Annotated in this window: 19 protein-coding genes; 8 read left to right on the top strand and 11 right to left on the bottom strand. The window is 60.7% G+C overall.

The features are described from left to right. Nucleotides 1-3 precede the first annotated feature (3 nt). The 6 genes from scpB to ABWV42_RS13850 form a co-directional block, all read right to left on the bottom strand. The gene (gene scpB, locus ABWV42_RS13875; protein ID WP_353340690.1) at nucleotides 4-699 is read right to left on the bottom strand and encodes an SMC-Scp complex subunit ScpB; all 696 of its coding nucleotides are present in this window, start codon (nucleotides 697-699) and stop codon (nucleotides 4-6) included. Continuing rightward, complete coding sequence (locus ABWV42_RS13870) at nucleotides 692-1489, bottom strand: segregation and condensation protein A (RefSeq protein ID WP_353340689.1); 798 nt, start codon at nucleotides 1487-1489, stop codon at nucleotides 692-694. The genes scpB and ABWV42_RS13870 overlap by 8 nt, the downstream gene beginning before the upstream one ends. Further along, nucleotides 1482-2486, bottom strand: a complete 1005-nt coding sequence (nagZ, locus tag ABWV42_RS13865) for a beta-N-acetylhexosaminidase (RefSeq protein ID WP_353340687.1) — start codon at nucleotides 2484-2486, stop codon at nucleotides 1482-1484. Before nagZ ends, ABWV42_RS13870 begins: the two co-directional genes overlap by 8 nt. Beyond that, entirely contained in the window at nucleotides 2483-3421 is a 939-nt protein-coding gene (locus ABWV42_RS13860; RefSeq protein ID WP_353340685.1) for an SPOR domain-containing protein, read from the bottom strand. Before ABWV42_RS13860 ends, nagZ begins: the two co-directional genes overlap by 4 nt. 80 nt (nucleotides 3422-3501) lie before the next feature. Beyond that, nucleotides 3502-5247, bottom strand: coding sequence for an arginine--tRNA ligase (argS, locus tag ABWV42_RS13855; RefSeq protein WP_353340683.1), 1746 nt, complete (start codon nucleotides 5245-5247; stop codon nucleotides 3502-3504). 51 nt (nucleotides 5248-5298) lie between these two features. Continuing rightward, the gene (locus ABWV42_RS13850; RefSeq protein ID WP_353340682.1) at nucleotides 5299-6435 is read right to left on the bottom strand and encodes a deoxyguanosinetriphosphate triphosphohydrolase; all 1137 of its coding nucleotides are present in this window, start codon (nucleotides 6433-6435) and stop codon (nucleotides 5299-5301) included. 103 nt (nucleotides 6436-6538) lie between these two features. On the opposite strand from ABWV42_RS13850, the gene ABWV42_RS13845 reads away from it, so the two are divergent. Next, nucleotides 6539-6862, top strand: a complete 324-nt coding sequence (locus tag ABWV42_RS13845) for a HesB/IscA family protein (protein ID WP_353340681.1) — start codon at nucleotides 6539-6541, stop codon at nucleotides 6860-6862. A gap of 10 nt (nucleotides 6863-6872) precedes the next feature. On the opposite strand, the gene ABWV42_RS13840 is transcribed toward ABWV42_RS13845, so the two are convergent. From ABWV42_RS13840 to ABWV42_RS13830, 3 genes are all read right to left on the bottom strand, one after another. After that, nucleotides 6873-7817 carry a DMT family transporter gene (locus ABWV42_RS13840; protein WP_353340680.1) on the bottom strand — a complete coding sequence of 315 codons (945 nt, stop codon included), beginning with the start codon at nucleotides 7815-7817 and terminating at the stop codon, nucleotides 6873-6875. After that, the gene (locus ABWV42_RS13835; RefSeq protein ID WP_353340678.1) at nucleotides 7814-8890 is read right to left on the bottom strand and encodes a DUF6902 family protein; all 1077 of its coding nucleotides are present in this window, start codon (nucleotides 8888-8890) and stop codon (nucleotides 7814-7816) included. Before ABWV42_RS13835 ends, ABWV42_RS13840 begins: the two co-directional genes overlap by 4 nt. 68 nt (nucleotides 8891-8958) lie before the next feature. Beyond that, nucleotides 8959-9522 carry a hypothetical protein gene (locus ABWV42_RS13830; RefSeq protein ID WP_353340676.1) on the bottom strand — a complete coding sequence of 188 codons (564 nt, stop codon included), beginning with the start codon at nucleotides 9520-9522 and terminating at the stop codon, nucleotides 8959-8961. Between the two features lie 408 nt (nucleotides 9523-9930). Between ABWV42_RS13830 and xth the strand changes: the two genes are divergently transcribed. Then, nucleotides 9931-10737: an exodeoxyribonuclease III gene (gene xth / locus ABWV42_RS13825; RefSeq protein WP_353340674.1), complete on the top strand. Its 807-nt coding sequence runs from the start codon at nucleotides 9931-9933 to the stop codon at nucleotides 10735-10737. 57 nt (nucleotides 10738-10794) lie between these two features. Here the strand turns inward: xth and ABWV42_RS13820 are convergent, their stop codons facing one another. After that, complete coding sequence (locus tag ABWV42_RS13820; protein WP_353340672.1) at nucleotides 10795-11967, bottom strand: FAD-dependent monooxygenase; 1173 nt, start codon at nucleotides 11965-11967, stop codon at nucleotides 10795-10797. A 72-nt stretch (nucleotides 11968-12039) separates the two neighbouring features. Next, the gene (gene dksA, locus ABWV42_RS13815; protein WP_255106211.1) at nucleotides 12040-12462 is read right to left on the bottom strand and encodes an RNA polymerase-binding protein DksA; all 423 of its coding nucleotides are present in this window, start codon (nucleotides 12460-12462) and stop codon (nucleotides 12040-12042) included. A gap of 413 nt (nucleotides 12463-12875) precedes the next feature. On the opposite strand from dksA, the gene ABWV42_RS13810 reads away from it, so the two are divergent. The 6 genes from ABWV42_RS13810 (at nucleotide 12876) to ABWV42_RS13785 (ending at nucleotide 17816) form a co-directional block, all read left to right on the top strand. Further along, on the top strand, nucleotides 12876-13721 hold the full coding sequence (locus tag ABWV42_RS13810; protein WP_255106209.1) for an AAA family ATPase: 846 nt from the start codon (nucleotides 12876-12878) through the stop codon (nucleotides 13719-13721). Nucleotides 13722-13904: 183 nt separating this feature from the next. Beyond that, nucleotides 13905-14441: a hypothetical protein gene (locus ABWV42_RS13805; RefSeq protein ID WP_353340670.1), complete on the top strand. Its 537-nt coding sequence runs from the start codon at nucleotides 13905-13907 to the stop codon at nucleotides 14439-14441. A 198-nt stretch (nucleotides 14442-14639) separates the two neighbouring features. Then, a complete protein-coding gene (locus ABWV42_RS13800; protein ID WP_353340668.1) occupies nucleotides 14640-15098 on the top strand; it encodes a GNAT family N-acetyltransferase in 459 nt (152 codons plus the stop codon). Then, nucleotides 15095-16453 carry a DUF2927 domain-containing protein gene (locus tag ABWV42_RS13795; protein WP_255106204.1) on the top strand — a complete coding sequence of 453 codons (1359 nt, stop codon included), beginning with the start codon at nucleotides 15095-15097 and terminating at the stop codon, nucleotides 16451-16453. Before ABWV42_RS13800 ends, ABWV42_RS13795 begins: the two co-directional genes overlap by 4 nt. 5 nt (nucleotides 16454-16458) lie before the next feature. Continuing rightward, nucleotides 16459-16626: a hypothetical protein gene (locus ABWV42_RS13790; protein WP_255106200.1), complete on the top strand. Its 168-nt coding sequence runs from the start codon at nucleotides 16459-16461 to the stop codon at nucleotides 16624-16626. 5 nt (nucleotides 16627-16631) lie between these two features. After that, entirely contained in the window at nucleotides 16632-17816 is a 1185-nt protein-coding gene (locus ABWV42_RS13785; RefSeq protein WP_353340666.1) for a vWA domain-containing protein, read from the top strand. Nucleotides 17817-17857: the final 41 nt, after the last annotated feature.

Raw genomic sequence — 17857 nt, 5'->3', positions numbered from 1 at the left:
CACCTATTCCTCGAACATTTCCGACTGTCCGCGCGCCTCTGCGTCCTCCTCGTCATCCTCCGGCGTCAGCGATGGCATAGAGCCCGGTGGCGGGCGGTTCTCGAGCAGACCAGCCGCCCGAAGTTCCTTGAGCCCCGGCAGGTCCCGCGCGCTCTCAAGGCCGAAATGATCCAGGAACTCTGCCGTCACGACAAAGGTCACGGGCCGCCCCGGCGTCATGCGCCGTCGGCCAAACCGGATCCATTCCATCTCCAGCAACTGATCCACCGTGCCCCGGCTCACGCTCACGCCCCGGATTTCCTCGATCTCGGCCCGTGTCACCGGCTGGTGATAGGCCACGATGGCCAGCGTCTCGATCGCGGCCCGGCTAAGTTTGCGGGTCTCGACCATTTCCTTCTGCATCAGGAACCCGAGATCCGGCGCCGTGCGCATCGCCCAGGCATCGCCAACCCGCACCACGCGCACACCACGCCCTTCATAGCGTTTGCGCAGATGCACCAACGCCTCGGCCGCGTCACAGCCATGCGGCATCCGCGCGTTCAATTCCTTCACCGTCACCGGCTCTGCGCTGGCAAACAGGATCGCCTCGCACATCCGCTCCTGTTCAGCGATGGGCGGGGCTTCGAACAGGCTCTCTTCCTGATCCTCTACCGCGATCTCTTCAGCATCTACCTGGTTTTCTTCGATTTCTTCAGACATCGTTCTGCTCTTTCCGTCGCACCTGGATCGGTGCGAAGTTCTCTGTCTGGCGGATATCCACCTGCCCCTCCTTGGCCAGCTGCAACGAGGCCGCAAAGGTCGCCGCCGTCGCCGAGCGCCGCTTCTTGGGGTCGTTCTCCCATCCGGCAGGCAGGTAACTCAGGATATCGGTCCACTGTCCGGCAAACCCGATCAGCCCCCGCATCCGGTCAAGCGCCTCTTCCATGGTGAACACGGAATCGCGGTCCATCACGAAGGGGCGGAATTCATCCTTGGTGCGAATACGGGCATAGCCCTGCATCAGGTCCAAAAGGGTCGCCGTATAGGTTACCCGCTTGATGCGCGTCACATCCTCGGGAATGCCGCGGGCAAAGAAATCACGGCCCCGACGGTCCCGCGCCATCAACTTGGCCGCCGCATCCCGCATCGCCTGCAAACGCTCAAGCTGAAAGGCAAGGTGCGCCGCCAGTTCTTCGCCCGTCGGCCCCTCTTCCGTGGGGTCGGGTGGCAACAACAGGCGCGATTTCAGGAACGCCAGCCAGGCGGCCATCACGAGGTAATCCGCCGCCAGTTCGATCCGCAGTTCCTTGGCCTTTTCCACAAAGGCCAGATACTGCTTTGCCAGTTCAAGAATGGAAATCTTGCGCAGGTCCACCTTCTGGGTACGCGACAGGGTCAGCAAAAGGTCAAGCGGCCCCTCGAACCCGTCGACATCCACGATCAGCGCCTCGGCCGCAAGCCGCGCCGCCACCGCATCGCCAAAATTTAGGGTCCCTGTTTCCTCAGCCATTCTCTCGCCCTGACACCAGGGCTTCAAGTTCGGCAGTGAGCGCCGCAATGTCAACAGTTTGAGGCATGGGCCGCGCCTTCAGCACCGCCTCTGCCCGTCGTTCGGCAGCCCCGGTCATGTCCCCGGCAGCCTCGGCCACCTCGCGCATTTCGCCAAGATCGCCGTTGCAATGCAGGATCACATCACAGCCCGCCGCGATCGACTGGCGCGCACGGTCTGCCAAAGGCCCCGAAAGCGCCTTCATCGAGATGTCATCGGTCATGATCAGCCCGTCAAAGCCGATGTCTGCGCGGATCATTCCCATCACCTTGGGCGATGTGGTCGCCGGCGCATCATCCAGCGCCTCGTAAACGATATGGGCGGTCATCCCCATCGGTAGGTCATTCAGGGCTTTGAACGGCGCAAAATCCTGCAACAGGTCTTCCGCCGGCGCATTCACGCGCGGCAGGTCCAAATGGCTGTCAGATTGCGCACGACCATGGCCCGGGATGTGCTTCAGCACCGAATACACCCCACCATCGGCCATCCCATCCGCCACCGCACGTCCAAGCGCGGCCACGGTCTCGGCCGTCATACCATAACAGCGGTTTTTCAGAAACGGATGCGTTTCAGCGCAGGCCACATCCACCAGCGGCGCGCAATTCGCATCCACGCCCACCGCCATCAATTCATGCGCCGTGATCCGGTAGCGAAGGTACATCGCCCGCACGGCGGCCTCCCCCGCGGCCTCGACAAACTCAAGCGGCGGCGTCCATTCGGTAGCCAGGGGGGCGCGCAACCGCTGCACCCGCCCGCCTTCCTGATCAATCAGGATCGGCGCATCATACCCGACACAGGCGCGCAACTCGTCGCAAAGCGCGCGCACCTGATCGGCACTCTCGATATTGCGGGCAAAGAGTATGAACCCAAACGGGCGCACATCGCGAAAAAAGGCCTTTTCCTCACCGCTCAGGCGCAGGCCGTCGCAGCCAAGGATCGTCGCTCCGAACCGGCTCACCGCGAGGTCACCGGGATACAATCCGCATTCTCGGCCTTCAGCGCGGAACACAGGCGACGCGCATCACTCACATCCGCAAAGCCCATCGCCCGCAGACGATAGAACACGCGCCCGCCGCTGGTGGCTTTCTGGATCACCCGCGTCTTGTCGCCAAGATAGTCCCCGAACTTCGCGCTCAGCTTGTCCCATTCCTTCTTGGCAATATCCGAACTGGCATAGGCCCCCAGCTGTACCATCCGCGTGCCCGCAGGCACGGCATCGCTGGCCACATCCTTGATGCTCGGCGGGGCCACCGGCGTGGCCGAGGCCACCTTGACCGAATTCGCAAGATCAGCAGGGCGCAACTGCGGGCGTAGCGACCGCCCCAGCCCGCCTTTCACCACAGGCGTGGTTTTCTCGACCTTGGTCTCCTTGAGCGGCGCAGGCTCCGGCGCGCTCAGCGGGGCCACATTGGCGGCAATCTGTTCGGCCAGCACATCGATATCACTGTCCTCGCCAATCGTGATCGGCGGCGGCGCGACAATGTCGGCCTGCGTGGACGTGTTCGCATTCCGTGTCGGAGCCGCAGCAGTGCCCGGCAGGCTCACCTGCGTCACAACCGCGTCTTCCTCGGCAAGCTTGATCGGCGGCGGCGCCAGCACAAGACGGTCCGCAGGCGCCCCCGCGGTCCCTTCGGCGGCAACCGTGTTCACCGACAGCCCCTGATGCGCGGCCTGGCTGCCACCGGGGTCATCCGGCTGCACGCGCATCGGCCCTTCGACCGCCCGCACCACCGGCACGCCGCTGACATCGCGCACCATGAGCTGGTAGCCCCAGACGCACGCACCAACAACCAGACCAAGCGACACTGCCGCTCCGGCCCAGTTCACAAGTGTTCCAATAGACTTTGGTTCTGTAGCGGGCATTGCCTGCCCGCCCATCGGAATCTCAGCCATGTATCGCCTCGCTGCCGCGGCGATACGTTGTCGCCGGGGTCATCTTGCCTTTGCCTCAACCCCGCGCGACGTGCTGTTTTTTACCGCATCTCCTGCGCAGGAGTTACGCCAAGAATACCAAGACCGGCAGAAATAACAATGGCCACGGCACGTGCCAGCGCGATTTTCGCCTGAGATGTGGCCGGATCGCCCTCCTGCACGAAACGCAGGCTGTGATCGTCATCACCCTTCTTGTAGTGGCTGTGCAATTCGCTTGCCAATTCATAGAGATAGAAGGCAACGCGATGCGGCTCGTTGGTACGACCCGCGATCTCGACAAGACGCGGCCACTCGGCAATCTTCTTGGCCACGTTGATCTCGGCCTCGCTGTCCAGCTTGCCAAGGTCGGCCGCCGACAGGGTTGCGTCATCAGCGGTGATGCCGGCCTCTTCGGCCTTGCGGATCACCGAACACACCCGCGAATGCGCATATTGCACATAGAACACCGGGTTGTCCTTGGAGCTTTCCAGAACCTTGTCGAAATCAAAGTCCAGCGGCGCGTCGTTCTTGCGGGTCAGCATCACGAAACGGGTTACGCCAGGACCAACCTGATCCACCACATCGCGCAGCGTCACGAAATTGCCCGCGCGTTTCGACATCTTGAACGGCTCGCCGTTCTTCCAGAGCTTCACCAGCTGGGTCAGTTTGATATCCAGCGGCGTCTTGCCGTCGGACAGCGCCGAAACCGCCGCCTTCATACGTTTGACATAGCCGCCATGGTCCGCGCCGAACACGTCGATCAGCGCATCATAGCCACGGGTCACCTTGTCATAGTGATAGGCGATATCCGGCGCGAAATAGGTCCATGCGCCGTCCGACTTCTTCACCGGGCGGTCCACGTCATCGCCATGTTCGGTTGATTTGAACAGGGTCTGCTCGCGCGGCTCCCAGTCTTCCGGCTTCTTGCCCTTCGGCGGCTCAAGCACGCCTTCATAGATCAGGCCCTTGTTCTCCAGCGCCTCAAGCGCGGCCTCGATGCGGCCTGTGCCATAAAGCGATTTCTCGGAATAGAACTTGTCCATCTCGACGCCAAGCGCCTTCAGGTCATCGCGGATCAGGTCCATCATCGCGGCGGTCGCGAACTCGCGGATCTCTGCCAGCCAGACATCTTCGCCCTTGCCAACATAGGCATCGCCCACCTTGGCCTTCAGCGCCTCACCAACTTCGATCAGGTACTCACCCGGATAGGTGCCGTCCTCGAACGCCACGTCCTGACCATGCGCCTCAAGATACCGCAGGTATACAGAGCGCGCCAAAACATCGACCTGCGCGCCACCGTCGTTGATGTAGTACTCGCGGGTCACGTCGAAACCGACGAAATCAAGCAGGCTCGCCAGCGCATCGCCAAAAACCGCGCCACGGGTGTGACCCACGTGCAGCGGACCGGTCGGGTTGGCCGACACGTATTCCACGTTCACGCTCTTGCCCTGCCCCATCGACGAGCGGCCAAAATCGCTGCCCGCATCCAACGCGGCTTTCACGACCCCCTGCCAGAGCGAAGCCGCAAGACGCATGTTCAAAAAGCCCGGCCCCGCAACTTCGGCGCTTGTCACACGCGCATCCGCCGCCAGCTTGCCCGCCAGCACCTCGGCAATGTCGCGCGGTTTCATCTTGGCCGGCTTGGCCAGCACCATCGCGGCGTTGGTCGCCATGTCGCCATGCAGCGCATCACGCGGCGGCTCCACCGCAACATTGGTGAAATCAAGCCCCTCGGGCAGCGCGCCCTCGGCCTGCATCTGTTCAAGCGACGCGATTACAAGCGCGCGCATTTCCGTAAAGAGGTTCATCGGACCTGTCCTTTTGATTTGCAGGCGGGTTTACCACTCCAAACTCTCAGGTCAACCGATCAGCCGCGCATGTTCCTGCAACGCAAAGCGATCGGTCATCCCCGCAAGGTAATCCGCCACGATCCGCGCCAGCGTGGTCTCATCCTCCGCCGCTGCGATCTCGGCGTGCCACCGCGCCGGCAGAAGGCTCGGGTCATTCAGGTAGGTCGGGAACAGATCCTTCACCACCTCCGTCACCTCCTTGCGCATCTTCACAACAGACGGCGCACGATACATGCGGGTGAAGAGGAATTCGCGAATTTGTTTCAGATCCGACCAAAGCGGTTTTGAGAACTGCACAACCGGCGCGCCATTGGCGCGGATATCGGCAACCGATTGGGCCCCGCTCTCTTCCAACAGCGCCCGCGAGGTGTCGATCACATCCGCCACCATGACACCGAAAACCCGCCGCAAGGCCTCGTGTCGCCGCCGGATCGGCTCAAGCCCCGGATAGGTCTTGTCGACCTCCACATAGGCCTCTCCGACAATCGGCAGCGCCGCAATCTCTTCTTCCGTGAACAGCCCCGCGCGCAACCCGTCATGCAGGTCGTGATTGTTATAGGCCACATCATCCGCCAAAGCCGCCACCTGCGCCTCGGCACTGGCATAGGTGTGCAGCTCAAGATCATGGATCGCGTTGTAATCGGCCAGGGCATAGGGCAACTCCCCCAAAACCGGACCATTATGTTTCGCAATCCCTTCAAGGCTTTCCCAGGTCAGGTTCAGCCCGTCAAACTCCGCATAGTGTTTCTCAAGCGCCGTCACGATCCGGATCGCCTGCGCATTGTGATCGAACCCGCCATAAGGCGCCATCAACAGGTTCAGCGCGTCCTCACCGGTATGTCCGAAAGGCGTGTGCCCAAGATCATGCGCTAGGGCCACCGCCTCGGTCAGCTCCGGATTCAGCCCCAGCGCCCCGGCAATTGTCCGCGCCACCTGCGCCACCTCGATGGAATGCGTCAGCCGGGTGCGAAAGTTGTCACCCTCATGCTCAACAAAAACCTGCGTCTTGTGCTTCAGGCGGCGAAACGCGCTGGCATGGATAATGCGGTCACGATCCCTCTGGAAACACGAGCGAAACGAACTTTCCTCTTCCGGCACCCGCCGTCCCCGGGCGGTGGCAGGATCAGATGCATATGCGGCACGCATGGGTTTGGTCCTTGTGGCCTGTCGTCCTCATTTCTATATATTGCACCTTAGAGGCGTTTCAGAATGCCGCAACCCGCGCGAACCCATTGTCAGGAGTGACAAAATGCAGCTACCGCCGAAAGTGACCGACCGTGCCTTCGAACGTCTTGCCGAGATCGGGGCCTCCGATCAGGGCCAGGCCCTGCGCGTCGCCGTGGAAGGTGGCGGCTGTTCCGGCTTCCAGTACGAGATCAAGCTCGACACCCCGAACGATGATGACCTCGTTCTCAAGGGCAATGGCGAAGCGGTGCTGATCGACGCGGTCTCGCTGCCGTTCCTGACCGACGCGGTGATCGATTTCACCGAAGAACTGATTGGCGCCCGGTTTGTCATCAACAATCCGAACGCCACAAGCTCCTGCGGATGCGGAACCAGCTTTTCAATGTAATCACAAACCGTTAGTCGACGGTCTTCACCACGAACTTGAGGATGGGAAACCGGGTGCCAAGGCGCGTGACCCACGGGTAAGGCGTGCCTTCCGGCTGCATCTGATCGTAGACAAGGAACACGCCTGACGCGATCACGATCGCCACCCCAAGATAGATATTGGCCGCCGGAACCTCGCCAAAAAACACCGCACCCAGAACCACCATCCACACGAATTGCAGGTTCATCAGGGGCGTCACCGCATAGGCCGCCAACAGGCGTAGCGCGATCACCGAAAGCCAACGCGCCGCAAACAGGAACCCCGCATAGGCCCCCACCCAGGCCAGATCGGACATGGGCATCGGCTTGTAAACAAAGGGCAATGCCATCGCCATGGCAAGGAACAGGGCAAGGTTTGGATAAAACACCTGCGCCAGGGAATTGCTTTCGTGTTTGCCGATATAGCGCGCCAGCACCATCGAAAGCGTTCCGGTCACACAGGCAAACAGCGCCACCAGATGGCCAAGCGACACCGAGGCCAACCCGCCCGGGAACAGGCACAAGACCCCAACAAACCCGGCCGCCAAGGCGCCCCATGCCAGCGGCCGCACGTGCTCTCCCAGAACCGGCGCGGAAAACAACCCTGCGAAAATCGGCATCATGCCGATGAAAACAAACACCTCGGCAAAGGGCAAAAGCTTGAAAGCATAGAAAAAGGCGACCGATCCGACCACCGTCAAAGCCGCCCGCAGCGCCATCGCCCTCGGGCACGTGGTGCGCAGGCTCTGGCCCTCGCGTTTCATCCTCGCCCCGATCCACGACATTGCCACAACAACCGCCCCCGAAAAGGCAAAAAGTTGTGGCGCAGCATAGCCTTGCGCGACGAACTTCGTGATAGCATCTGCCGAGGAAATCGCCAGCGTGTAAAGCACGACCAACGCCGTGCCCAGAAGTGTCGTGCGTCCCAATCCGGTCATTGCATCCTCCCCATTGCTTGCCCCGCCCGCGCGAACCCCTGGAAAAAGGCGTCGAACTGGTCCGAGGAATGTTCCGCCCAGGACACCACCGCCTGCGCGTCTTCCGACAGATGGTCGAGAACAACAGGCCGCATCGCCTGCCAGTCGTCCGAACGCTGGTCCATCTTGAACATGCATTCCGACAATTCACGCAGCGGACCGGCATTCGACTGCGCCCGCCGAAACGCCATGCGCTCTCCCAGCATCGGCTTAATGAAACTGCGATGCCCGCAGGCCTGCATCATCCAGTTGCAGACAAGAAACTCGTGATAGTCATCCTGAACGCCGATATGGTCGCCGCCCTCCACCCCGAACAGATGGGTATGGCGCACCAGCCAGGCCTCCCAAACCTCGGGAACGTCGAACCCGCCAAAGCGCAGCGCGATACAGACTTCGGCCAAAAGGTCGGCATTCTGTTCCAGAAAGGCCAAAAGCCCCGTGAACTCAAGCGAGGTCCGCGTTTCGCTGTTCAGACAGGGGTCTTTGCGCCCGTATTCCGACAGGTAAAACACTGCATGGGTCAGCTCATAAGCCGCTTTCTTGTTGGGCATCGAAAAGGTGCCCGAACGGGAAATGAAGGCCCGTACCCGATCTTCCAGTCCCCGATCATCCGCCAGCGGATCAACACCCCGGCGCATCATCAGGCGACGCGCTTCCATACGTTGAAGATCTGAAAGTTCCGACCGGGCAAACCCTTGATCCGAAACCCAATTCGCCAGAACCTCGCCCTTCCAGCCCTCCATCCCCAGATCTTCAAGATCAAGGCAAATGGACAGGAGGAAGCGGTAATACTGTGGAAAGAACTGAAGCCGTTTCTCGACCTGGCCATAAAACCCGCGATAGGCCGCAAGGTCCGCATCCGCCAGCTTGCGCCCCGAACACTCAAGAATGTTGAGAAGCTCTGCATTCTCCTTGAGCCAGAACACATCATCCCCGGTCCGGCGGTGCGAGGCGAAACACTGCATCAGCGCGACATCACGCTCTTTCTGTGTCTGCCGTTGCGATGCGATATTGAGTTTTACGACATTGGTCATCTGGTGTCTCCCCGATTGCGGACACAGCGGCGCGGGTTTCCCCGCGCCCCCGTTGTCATGGCCTGCGATCAAAGACCCGAGGTGAACAGCTCGGCACCCTCGCCGGCTTCGGCCTTGGCCTCTTCTTGCGGCGCAAGACCCGAGGTGAACATCTGCACCAGACCGGATGTGAACATTTCCACGGCCTCGCCAGCTTCTGCCGAGGTGCCGCTGGCCGAAAGGCCCGAGGTGAACATCTCCACACCCTCACCGGTCACCGCTTCGGCGGATGCACTTGGGGCAAGGCCCGAAGTGAACATCTGAACAAGTCCGGATGTGAACATTTCGACGGCCTCGCCAGCTTCCGTCGAGGTGCCGCTTGCCGAAAGACCCGAGGTGAACATCTCCACGCCTTCACCGGTCACGGCTTCGGCCGATGCGGTCGGAGCAAGGCCCAAGGTATACATCTGCACAAGGCCAGAGGTGAACATTTCGGCACCGTCTCCGGCCATGGCGTCAGTGGCCATTTCCGGCGAAAGACCAGAGGTGAACATCTCGGTGTGAGAGCCGTCATGGATGTTGCTTTCGTGCTGTGTTACAGCGCTGTCCGCAACGGTTTCACAGGTCATTTCGACTGATTTTTGAGCGAGCATTTGGAACCCTCCAAGTTGAAGTTTTGAGCGGGTTCAGGCTTGCACGCAGCCTTATTTTTTCAAACGGAAAATTCTACCAAATCGGGATTCAAAATTCAAGTTACACGTTAAGGTTGAGTCACAATCCTCTGATAACTTTGTCCTCTAAGCTATTCCGATTGTTTCCAATTTTTCCACATTTTTTTCTGAAAATTCTTCATATTTTCCTGTTCACGAACAAATTCTACCACGAATCTCTCTCCATGTATCCAGAATCCATGCGCGGAATCTGCGGAATCCGCCCCCGCGAATCCCCGAATCCGATTCGCATCAGACCCCGCCTTTCACACCGCGCTTCGACGTCAGAGACAGACTTGAAACAGCGTCTCCCATGCGTGATACAGGCATCAACGCGGCAGGGAGACGGACATGAAAATCGCGACATTCAACATCAATGGCATCAAGGCGCGCGCACAGGCCCTTCCCGCCTGGCTCGACGAGGCCCAGCCCGACGTCGCCCTGTTGCAGGAAATCAAGTCGGTCGACGAGGCCTTCCCCCGCGAGCTCTTCGAAGACCGCGGTTACACCGTCGAAACCCATGGCCAGAAAAGCTTTAACGGCGTCGCGATCCTGTCCAAGCTGCCCCTCGAAGATGTCACCCGCGGCCTGCCCGGGGATGACAGCGATGAACAGGCCCGCTGGATCGAGGCGACGGTGATCGGCAAAACCCCGATCCGCGTCTGCGGCCTTTATCTGCCCAACGGCAACCCGGTCGAACTCCAGGACGACGGCACCCCCGTGCCCGGCGGGAAATACGATTACAAACTGCGCTGGATGGAGCGCCTGCACGCCCGCGCCCAGGAGCTTCTGGCCGGCGAGGAACCCTTCCTGATGGCGGGCGACTACAACATCATCCCGCAGGACGAAGACGCCCGCCGCCCCGAAGCCTGGCAGCAAGACGCCCTCGCCCGCCCCGAAAGCCGCGCCGCCTTCCGACGCCTGATGAACCTCGGCTTCACCGAGGCCTTCCGCGCCCGCACCTTCGGCCCCGGCCACTATTCCTTCTGGGATTACCAGGCAGGCGCATGGAACCGCGATGACGGCATCCGCATCGACCACTTCCTGCTCAGCCCCGCCTGCGCCGACCTTTTGCGCGACTGCCAGATCGACAAGGACGTACGCGGCCGCGAAAAACCCTCCGACCACGTTCCGGTTTGGGTCGACCTCGACGCCTGAAGACAGTCAAATTTTCTGGAAAATTTGCAGCACCGGACACTCTTCCAGAAGAGTGTCCTACCCCTTGGTCACATCGTGACGGTAAATCCAGTCGAATTGCTGCATCAGTTTCTTCGGCGCCAGCTTCGAAACCACCCGCAGCCCCATATGGGCGCCGAAACGCATCGGCGGGAACGACAGGTGATACTTCCACGCATTGCCGTTGGCGGTTTCGACAATCTTCTTCACCCGGTCTTCCCGTCGCGCCTGATAGGCGGCCAGCCCGGCCTCAACCGTGTCCGCGTGCTCCAGTGCATCGGTCAACACCCAGGCGTCTTCCATCGCCATTACCGCGCCCTGGGCCATGAACGGCAGGGTGGGATGCGCCGCATCGCCAAGGATCGCCGTATGGCCCCTGTGCCAGACCGGTGCCACCGGGTGGCGGAAAAGCCCCCAGAGCCCGACGTCCTCGACCGCTGCAAGCATCCGCTTGGCATCGCCGCCGAAATCACCGAACGCCCGACGCAGGTTGGCGGGGTCATCCTTGTGCTGCCAGCCCTCTTCGGCCCAGCCGGTGCGCTCCTGCACCGCCACGATATTGATCAACTCCCCGCCCCGCAGCGGATAGGTCACCATGTGCCGCTTGGGCGCCATGTGAACCCGCGACACGTTGGGGTGGCCGATCACATTGGGAATGATCGCGCGCCACGCGGTCTGGCGGGTAAAGAACGGCGCGGTCACCCCGTTCAGAACCGGACGCAGCCGCGAATGCAGGCCATCCGCCCCGATCACGATATCGGCCTTCATGTCGGCACCGTTGGCGAGATGCACAACAGGCGTTTCCGTGGCCTCAACCGTATTCACCTTTTGCAAAAGGCGGATCTTCACACCTTCCGCACGGGCCGCATCGGCCAGAATGTCGACAAGATCGGCGCGGTGCACGAAGAAATAGGGCTGATCCTCGGGTAGCAACCCCAGATCCAGACGGGCCACAAGGCTGTCGGCGCGATAGTCGCGCAGCTCGACCGCCTGCCCCTGAACTGCAATCTGTCGGAACCTGTCCCCCAGCCCAAGGGCCCGCAATACAGCGAACCCGTTCGGGCTGACCTGGATACCCGCCCCGACCTCGGTGATTGCCTCGGCCTGCTCAAGCACCGTGACCCAGGCACCGCGCTTGCGCAGCGCGATGGCCGCTGTCAAACCCCCGATGCCGGCACCAATAACCGTGATTTTCTTACCCGAAAGACTCATATGCGTCTTTTGAAACGAAAAACGCCGAGGTGAAACCCTCGGCGTTCAGATTTTTCTCTCGAAACCGGCGCTTTAGTCGTCGCGGTGCACTTTTTCGCGGCGCTCGTGGCGCTCCTGCGCCTCAAGGCTCATGGTTGCAATCGGACGCGCGTCCAGACGCTTGAGCGAAATCGGCTCACCCGTCACTTCGCAATACCCATACTCGCCCTCGTCGATGCGACGCAGGGCCGAGTCGATCTTGGCAACAAGCTTGCGCTGACGGTCACGGGTCCGCAGTTCCAGCGCCCGGTCGGTTTCCTCGCTGGCGCGGTCTGCGACATCGGGAATGTTGCGGGTGCTTTCCTGAAGGCCCTCGATCGTGTCGCGGCTGTCTTCGAGGATTTCTTCTTTCCAGTTGATGAGCTTTCTACGGAAATACTCGATCTGGCGTTCATTCATGAACGGTTCATCTTCTGCCGGTCGATAATCGTCGGGCAGGAAAGTCTCGGCTTTCATGGCTGCTCCCTCATCGTGGCTAACGTCCGTCATAATAGTTTCCTCAGACATCAGGCCCCCCTTACTCTGCGCTCGCAATAGCCCACGGCGCACGGATTGTCACTAGGCAAAGCGTCAAAACGATGCGAACGGGCATCACGATTTTCAACAAAGCCGTAGGCAAGGCGAAAAAAGATGCGCGAAATTGCCCCGCCGAAAAACCTCGTTCCGATTTTCCCTGTCTTTTCAATGAGACGCAACATAATCAATGGAAACAGTTTATTTCGCGCGTTCAACGGCATCTGGGAACGGATTTAGGACGATCCCCCGCCATTTCAAAACGACGCAGCGGCGCACCTTGCCAAATCCCGTTGCCGGCTTTACCCAATTGCCTGACAAATCGGACATGCGCGCAACCGGCAGGAAGGACGAAGATGACTCACCGTTTTGAAGGCACCGAAAGCTATGTAGCCACCGACGACTTGACGGTGGCCGTCAACGCTGCCGTCGCGCTCGAACGCCCGCTTCTGGTCAAGGGGGAACCGGGCACAGGTAAAACCGAACTGGCCAAACAGGTTGCCACCGGTCTGGGCCTGCGCATGATCGAATGGAACGTCAAATCGACCACCAAGGCGCAACAGGGCCTCTACGAATATGACGCCGTCAGCCGCCTGCGTGACTCGCAGCTTGGCGAAGAGCGCGTGCATGACGTGAAGAACTACATCAAGAAGGGCAAGCTCTGGGAGGCCTTCGAGGCCGACGAAAAGGTCGTTCTGCTGATCGACGAGATCGACAAGGCCGACATCGAATTCCCCAACGACCTTCTCCAGGAACTCGACAAGATGGAGTTCCACGTCTACGAGACCGGCGAGACGATCAAGGCCAAGCAGCGCCCGATCATCATCATCACCTCGAACAACGAAAAGGAACTGCCCGACGCCTTCCTGCGCCGCTGTTTCTTCCACTACATCCGCTTCCCCGACCACGACACGATGAAAGCCATCGTCGAGGTGCACCATCCGGGCGTGAAAGAGGCGCTTCTGACCACCGCCCTGACCCAGTTCTACGAGATCCGCGAAACCCCGGGCCTAAAGAAGAAACCCTCCACCTCCGAAGTGCTCGACTGGCTCAAGCTGCTGCTGGCCGAAGACCTCGATGCCGAAGACCTCAAGCGCGACGGCGCCAACGCCCTGCCCAAACTGCACGGCGCGCTCCTGAAAAACGAACAGGACGTCCACCTCTTCGAACGCCTCGCCTTCATGGCGCGCTCGCAACGCTGAGGAAAAGCCACGGAAGTCGCCTGATTTCCCACGGAATTCCCACCTCGGCGGGCGCAAGCTCTCCCGCTGAGGCAGACACATTACTCCACAATTTCTCCATTTTGTTGTAGGCTACAGCCACCGACGCTGCCGCCGTCTTGGGCCTGTGTTCGGACAACTTATTAATTTTATTGGAGAAAATTGATGACTTTCAGTGAATTTATCAAAAGATCTTCGCCAACAGATTGGATACAAACGATTTTTGGCCTGCCCGCATTTGTCGTGGCCGTCTATGCACTGTACCAGTCAGGAACGGCGAACGACGAAGTCGATAAGGCCACGCAGAAAGCTGGCGAGGCAGTTCGCGAGGCTGAAAAGGCAATTGATCTCGCCGATAAGATTGGTCTGGATGCACCAGCGACCAACCAGTTGCCAGAAGACTCTGACCTGCTCGTCCTTCAAATGGCATCCTATCGCCTGCCGAATTGTTCAACAGCGCAAGCCGAAGCCGACGGATACGGCAACGAATTTGGCGCCAAACCTACTCTGTGGCTTAGTCCGGGCGCGAAATATGTGGTCGTTGGAATACAGGCACAAACAAACGAGCAAGCGATTGAACTAAGAGACAAAGCGAGAGAACTTTCGAAATTGGACCAGTTCAGCAACGAGGATCTGGAAAACGCGCGCATCCGGGTGAACCCCGACTGGACGCCAATCGCAGGTTGCAGTTCTCTAAAGTAAAATCCGGCGGCAAGGGAAATAGTAGTCGTTTAGGCAATCGCAGTTTCCCACCGCTAAGCCCCCCGCTTGTCATCAGGCCCTCCCCGGTCCATCATGGCGTGAAAATTGACGAGGCCAGTCACATTCCTGCCCTAAAGGAAGGCTAGCTTCAGCAAGGTCCGACATAACCCGGACCCACGAAAGACCCGGAGCAGCCAGATGACAGCAGACAGCCAGATCACCATTCGTCCGCTCAGGGCCGAAGACGAGGCTGACTGGCGCGTGCTCTGGACGGGCTATCTCGACTATTACGAAACCTCGGTTCCGGAAGAGGTCTACCAGACCACCTTCGCCCGCCTGCTTGGCGACGCCCCTCAGGATTTCTCCTGCCTTGTCGCCGAACGCGATGGCAAGCTCTTGGGCCTGACCCACTACCTGTTTCACCGCCACGCCTGGAAGGTCGAGAATGTCTGCTACCTGCAAGACCTCTTCGCCGCCCCCGAAGCCCGTGGCACCGGCATCGGCCGCGCCCTGATCGAGGCGGTCTATGACGCCGCCGACAAGGCCGGCGCGCCCGCCGTCTATTGGCTGACGCAGGATTTCAACACGACGGCCCGCCAGCTCTATGACCGCGTCGCCGCCCTGACCCCGTTTATTCGCTACAATCGACCTTTATGAAACAACTTGTTGTCCCCTTCCTTCTGACCCTCGGGGCCTGTGCCCAACCGCAGAGCGAAGCGCCAAGCCGCGCTGCCATTTCCGAGTCCTCGCTGCCCCCGATGAAGGTCTTTGCAACGCCGCGCCCCGTGGCCCCGGCCCGCGCCAACGGCGACATCGCACGCGATTTCCTTGACCTTGCCTTCAAGATGGAAAGCGGTCGCGAGCTGCCGGTGATGACCCGCTTCGAAGGCCCGATCACGGTCCGCGTCACCGGGTCTCCGCCGTCAAACCTCGTTCCTGATCTCAAGCGGCTGATGGCCCGCCTGCGCCGCGAGGCCGGGATCGACATCCACCTGGCAACCTCAGGTGATGCCAACATCACCATCGAATCCGTCACCCGCACCCAAATCCGCCGCGCCCTGCCGCAGGCCGCCTGTTTCGTGGCCCCCAACGTCTCGTCCCTGTCGCAATACCGCGCGGCCCGCCGGTCGCCGCGCACCGACTGGACCCTGCTGCAAGACCGCGAACGCCTGTCGATCTTCCTGCCCAACGACACCAGCCCGCAGGAAGTGCGCGACTGCCTGCACGAGGAACTCGCCCAGGCCCTTGGCCCGCTGAACGATCTCTACCGCCTGCCCGACAGCGTCTTCAACGATGACAACGTCCACGCGGTCCTGACCGGCTTTGATATGCTGATCCTGCGCGCCTATTATGACCCTGCCCTGAAAAACGGCATGACACGCGCGCAGGTGGCCTCTCGCCTGCCCGCCATCCTCGCCCGCATCAACCCGCGCGGCCAGTCTGTCTCGCCGCTTCAGCCCTCGGCCACCCCCCGCGCATGGATCAACGCCATTCATCGCGCACTTGGCCCCGGGGCCAATCCCGCCGAACGGCGCACTGCGGCCCGTCTTGCCCTGCAAATCGCCAAACAGGAAGGCTGGCAGGATCACCGCCTCGGGTTTACCCACTACGCCCTTGGTCGCCTGCTTCAGGGCGTCGATGCCGAGCAGGCCTACACCCAGTTCCTGCTCGCCGATCAGGCCTACCGTCGATCTCCCCATGCCACCCTGCACCGCGGCTATGTAACGGCCCAGCTTGCAGCACAGGCCATTTCCTCGGGCCGCGGGCAAGAGGCGCTCGCGCTGCTCAACCCGCTGATCCCCGTCGCCGCCCGCCACGAGAACGCCGAACTCCTCGCCACGCTCATGCTCCTGCGCGCCGAAGCCCTCGAATTGCAGGGCAAATCGCAGGAAGCCGGTGCCGTCCGACTGGACAGTCTTGGCTGGGCAAGGTACGGCTTTGGCCCGGACTGGGCCGTCCGCGCAAAACTGCGTGAAATCGCATCGCTCAGCCCGCTCAAAGGGAGATACTGAGAAAGATGATCCTTCTCGTCAGCGCCGTTCTGGGCGCTCTTATCGGTGGCCTGATCGCAAAAAGACGTAAGGGCAAAACGCTTGATATCCTGCAATATGCCGTTGTTTACGCAATGGCCTTTGCTATCCTTGGCCTGTTCATCACCGTCTTCGTTGAACGCAGCCTCGGATAAACCCCATGTTTCTTCCCTTCTTCGAAAATCTCAGGTCCGGCGGCGTGCCGGTATCACTGCGTGAATACCTGGGCTTTCTCGAAGGGGTGAAAGCCGGGCTTACCACCTACGACATCGAATCCTTCTACTTTCTGGCCCGCACCATCATGGTCAAGGACGAGCGCAACCTCGACAAGTTCGACCGCGCCTTCGCCGCCACCTTCAAGGGCCTCGAGGACATCAATGTTCAGGACGTCCTGAACGCCGTGGACATTCCCGAGGAATGGATCCGCAAGATGGCCGAGAAACACCTCAGCGCCGAGGAAATGGCCGAGATTGAATCTCTGGGCGGTTTCGACAAGCTGATGGAAACGCTCAAAGAACGCCTCAAGGAACAGGAAGGCCGCCACCAAGGGGGCAACAAGTGGATCGGCACCGCCGGCACCTCGCCCTTTGGCGCCTATGGCTACAATCCCGAAGGCGTGCGCATCGGCCAGAAGGAAAGCCGCCACCGGCGCGCGGTCAAGGTCTGGGACAAACGCGAGTTCAAGAACCTTGACGACACCATCGAACTGGGCACCCGCAACATCAAGGTGGCCCTGAAACGCCTGCGCCGCTGGGCACGGGATGGCGCGGCCGACGAACTCGATCTCGACGGCACCATCCGCGCCACTGCCGAACACGGCTATCTCGATGTAAAAACCCGTCCGGAACGCCGCAACGCCGTCAAGGTGCTGCTGTTCCTCGACGTGGGCGGTTCCATGGACCCGCACATCCGCGTCGTCGAAGAACTCTTCTCCGCCGCCCGGGCCGAGTTCAAGCATCTGGAATACTACTACTTCCACAACTGCCTCTACGAAGGCGTCTGGCGCGACAACAAACGCCGCTGGCAGGAACAGATCCCCACCCACGAAGTGCTGCGCACCTACGGCCCCGACTACAAGTGCATCTTCGTCGGCGACGCCTCCATGTCACCCTACGAGATCGCCTATCCCGGCGGTGCCAACGAGCACTGGAATGCCGAATCCGGCCAGGTCTGGCTCGAACGCGCCCGCGATCAGTGGTCCTCGAACCTCTGGATCAATCCGGTGCCGGAAAAATACTGGGGTCACACCCATTCCATCAAGATGATCCGCGACATCTTCGAAGACCGCATGGTACCGATGACCCTCCAGGGCATCGAATCCGGCATGAAAGACCTGACGCGCTGATTGGCGATCACCTCAGCCATTTATAGGGTCTCGCCTGATTT

The organism is Pelagimonas sp. KU-00592-HH (assembly GCF_040369695.1).
In the GTDB taxonomy this organism is placed as follows: domain Bacteria; phylum Pseudomonadota; class Alphaproteobacteria; order Rhodobacterales; family Rhodobacteraceae; genus Shimia.
This window is presented reverse-complemented; position numbering and strand designations above follow the sequence as displayed.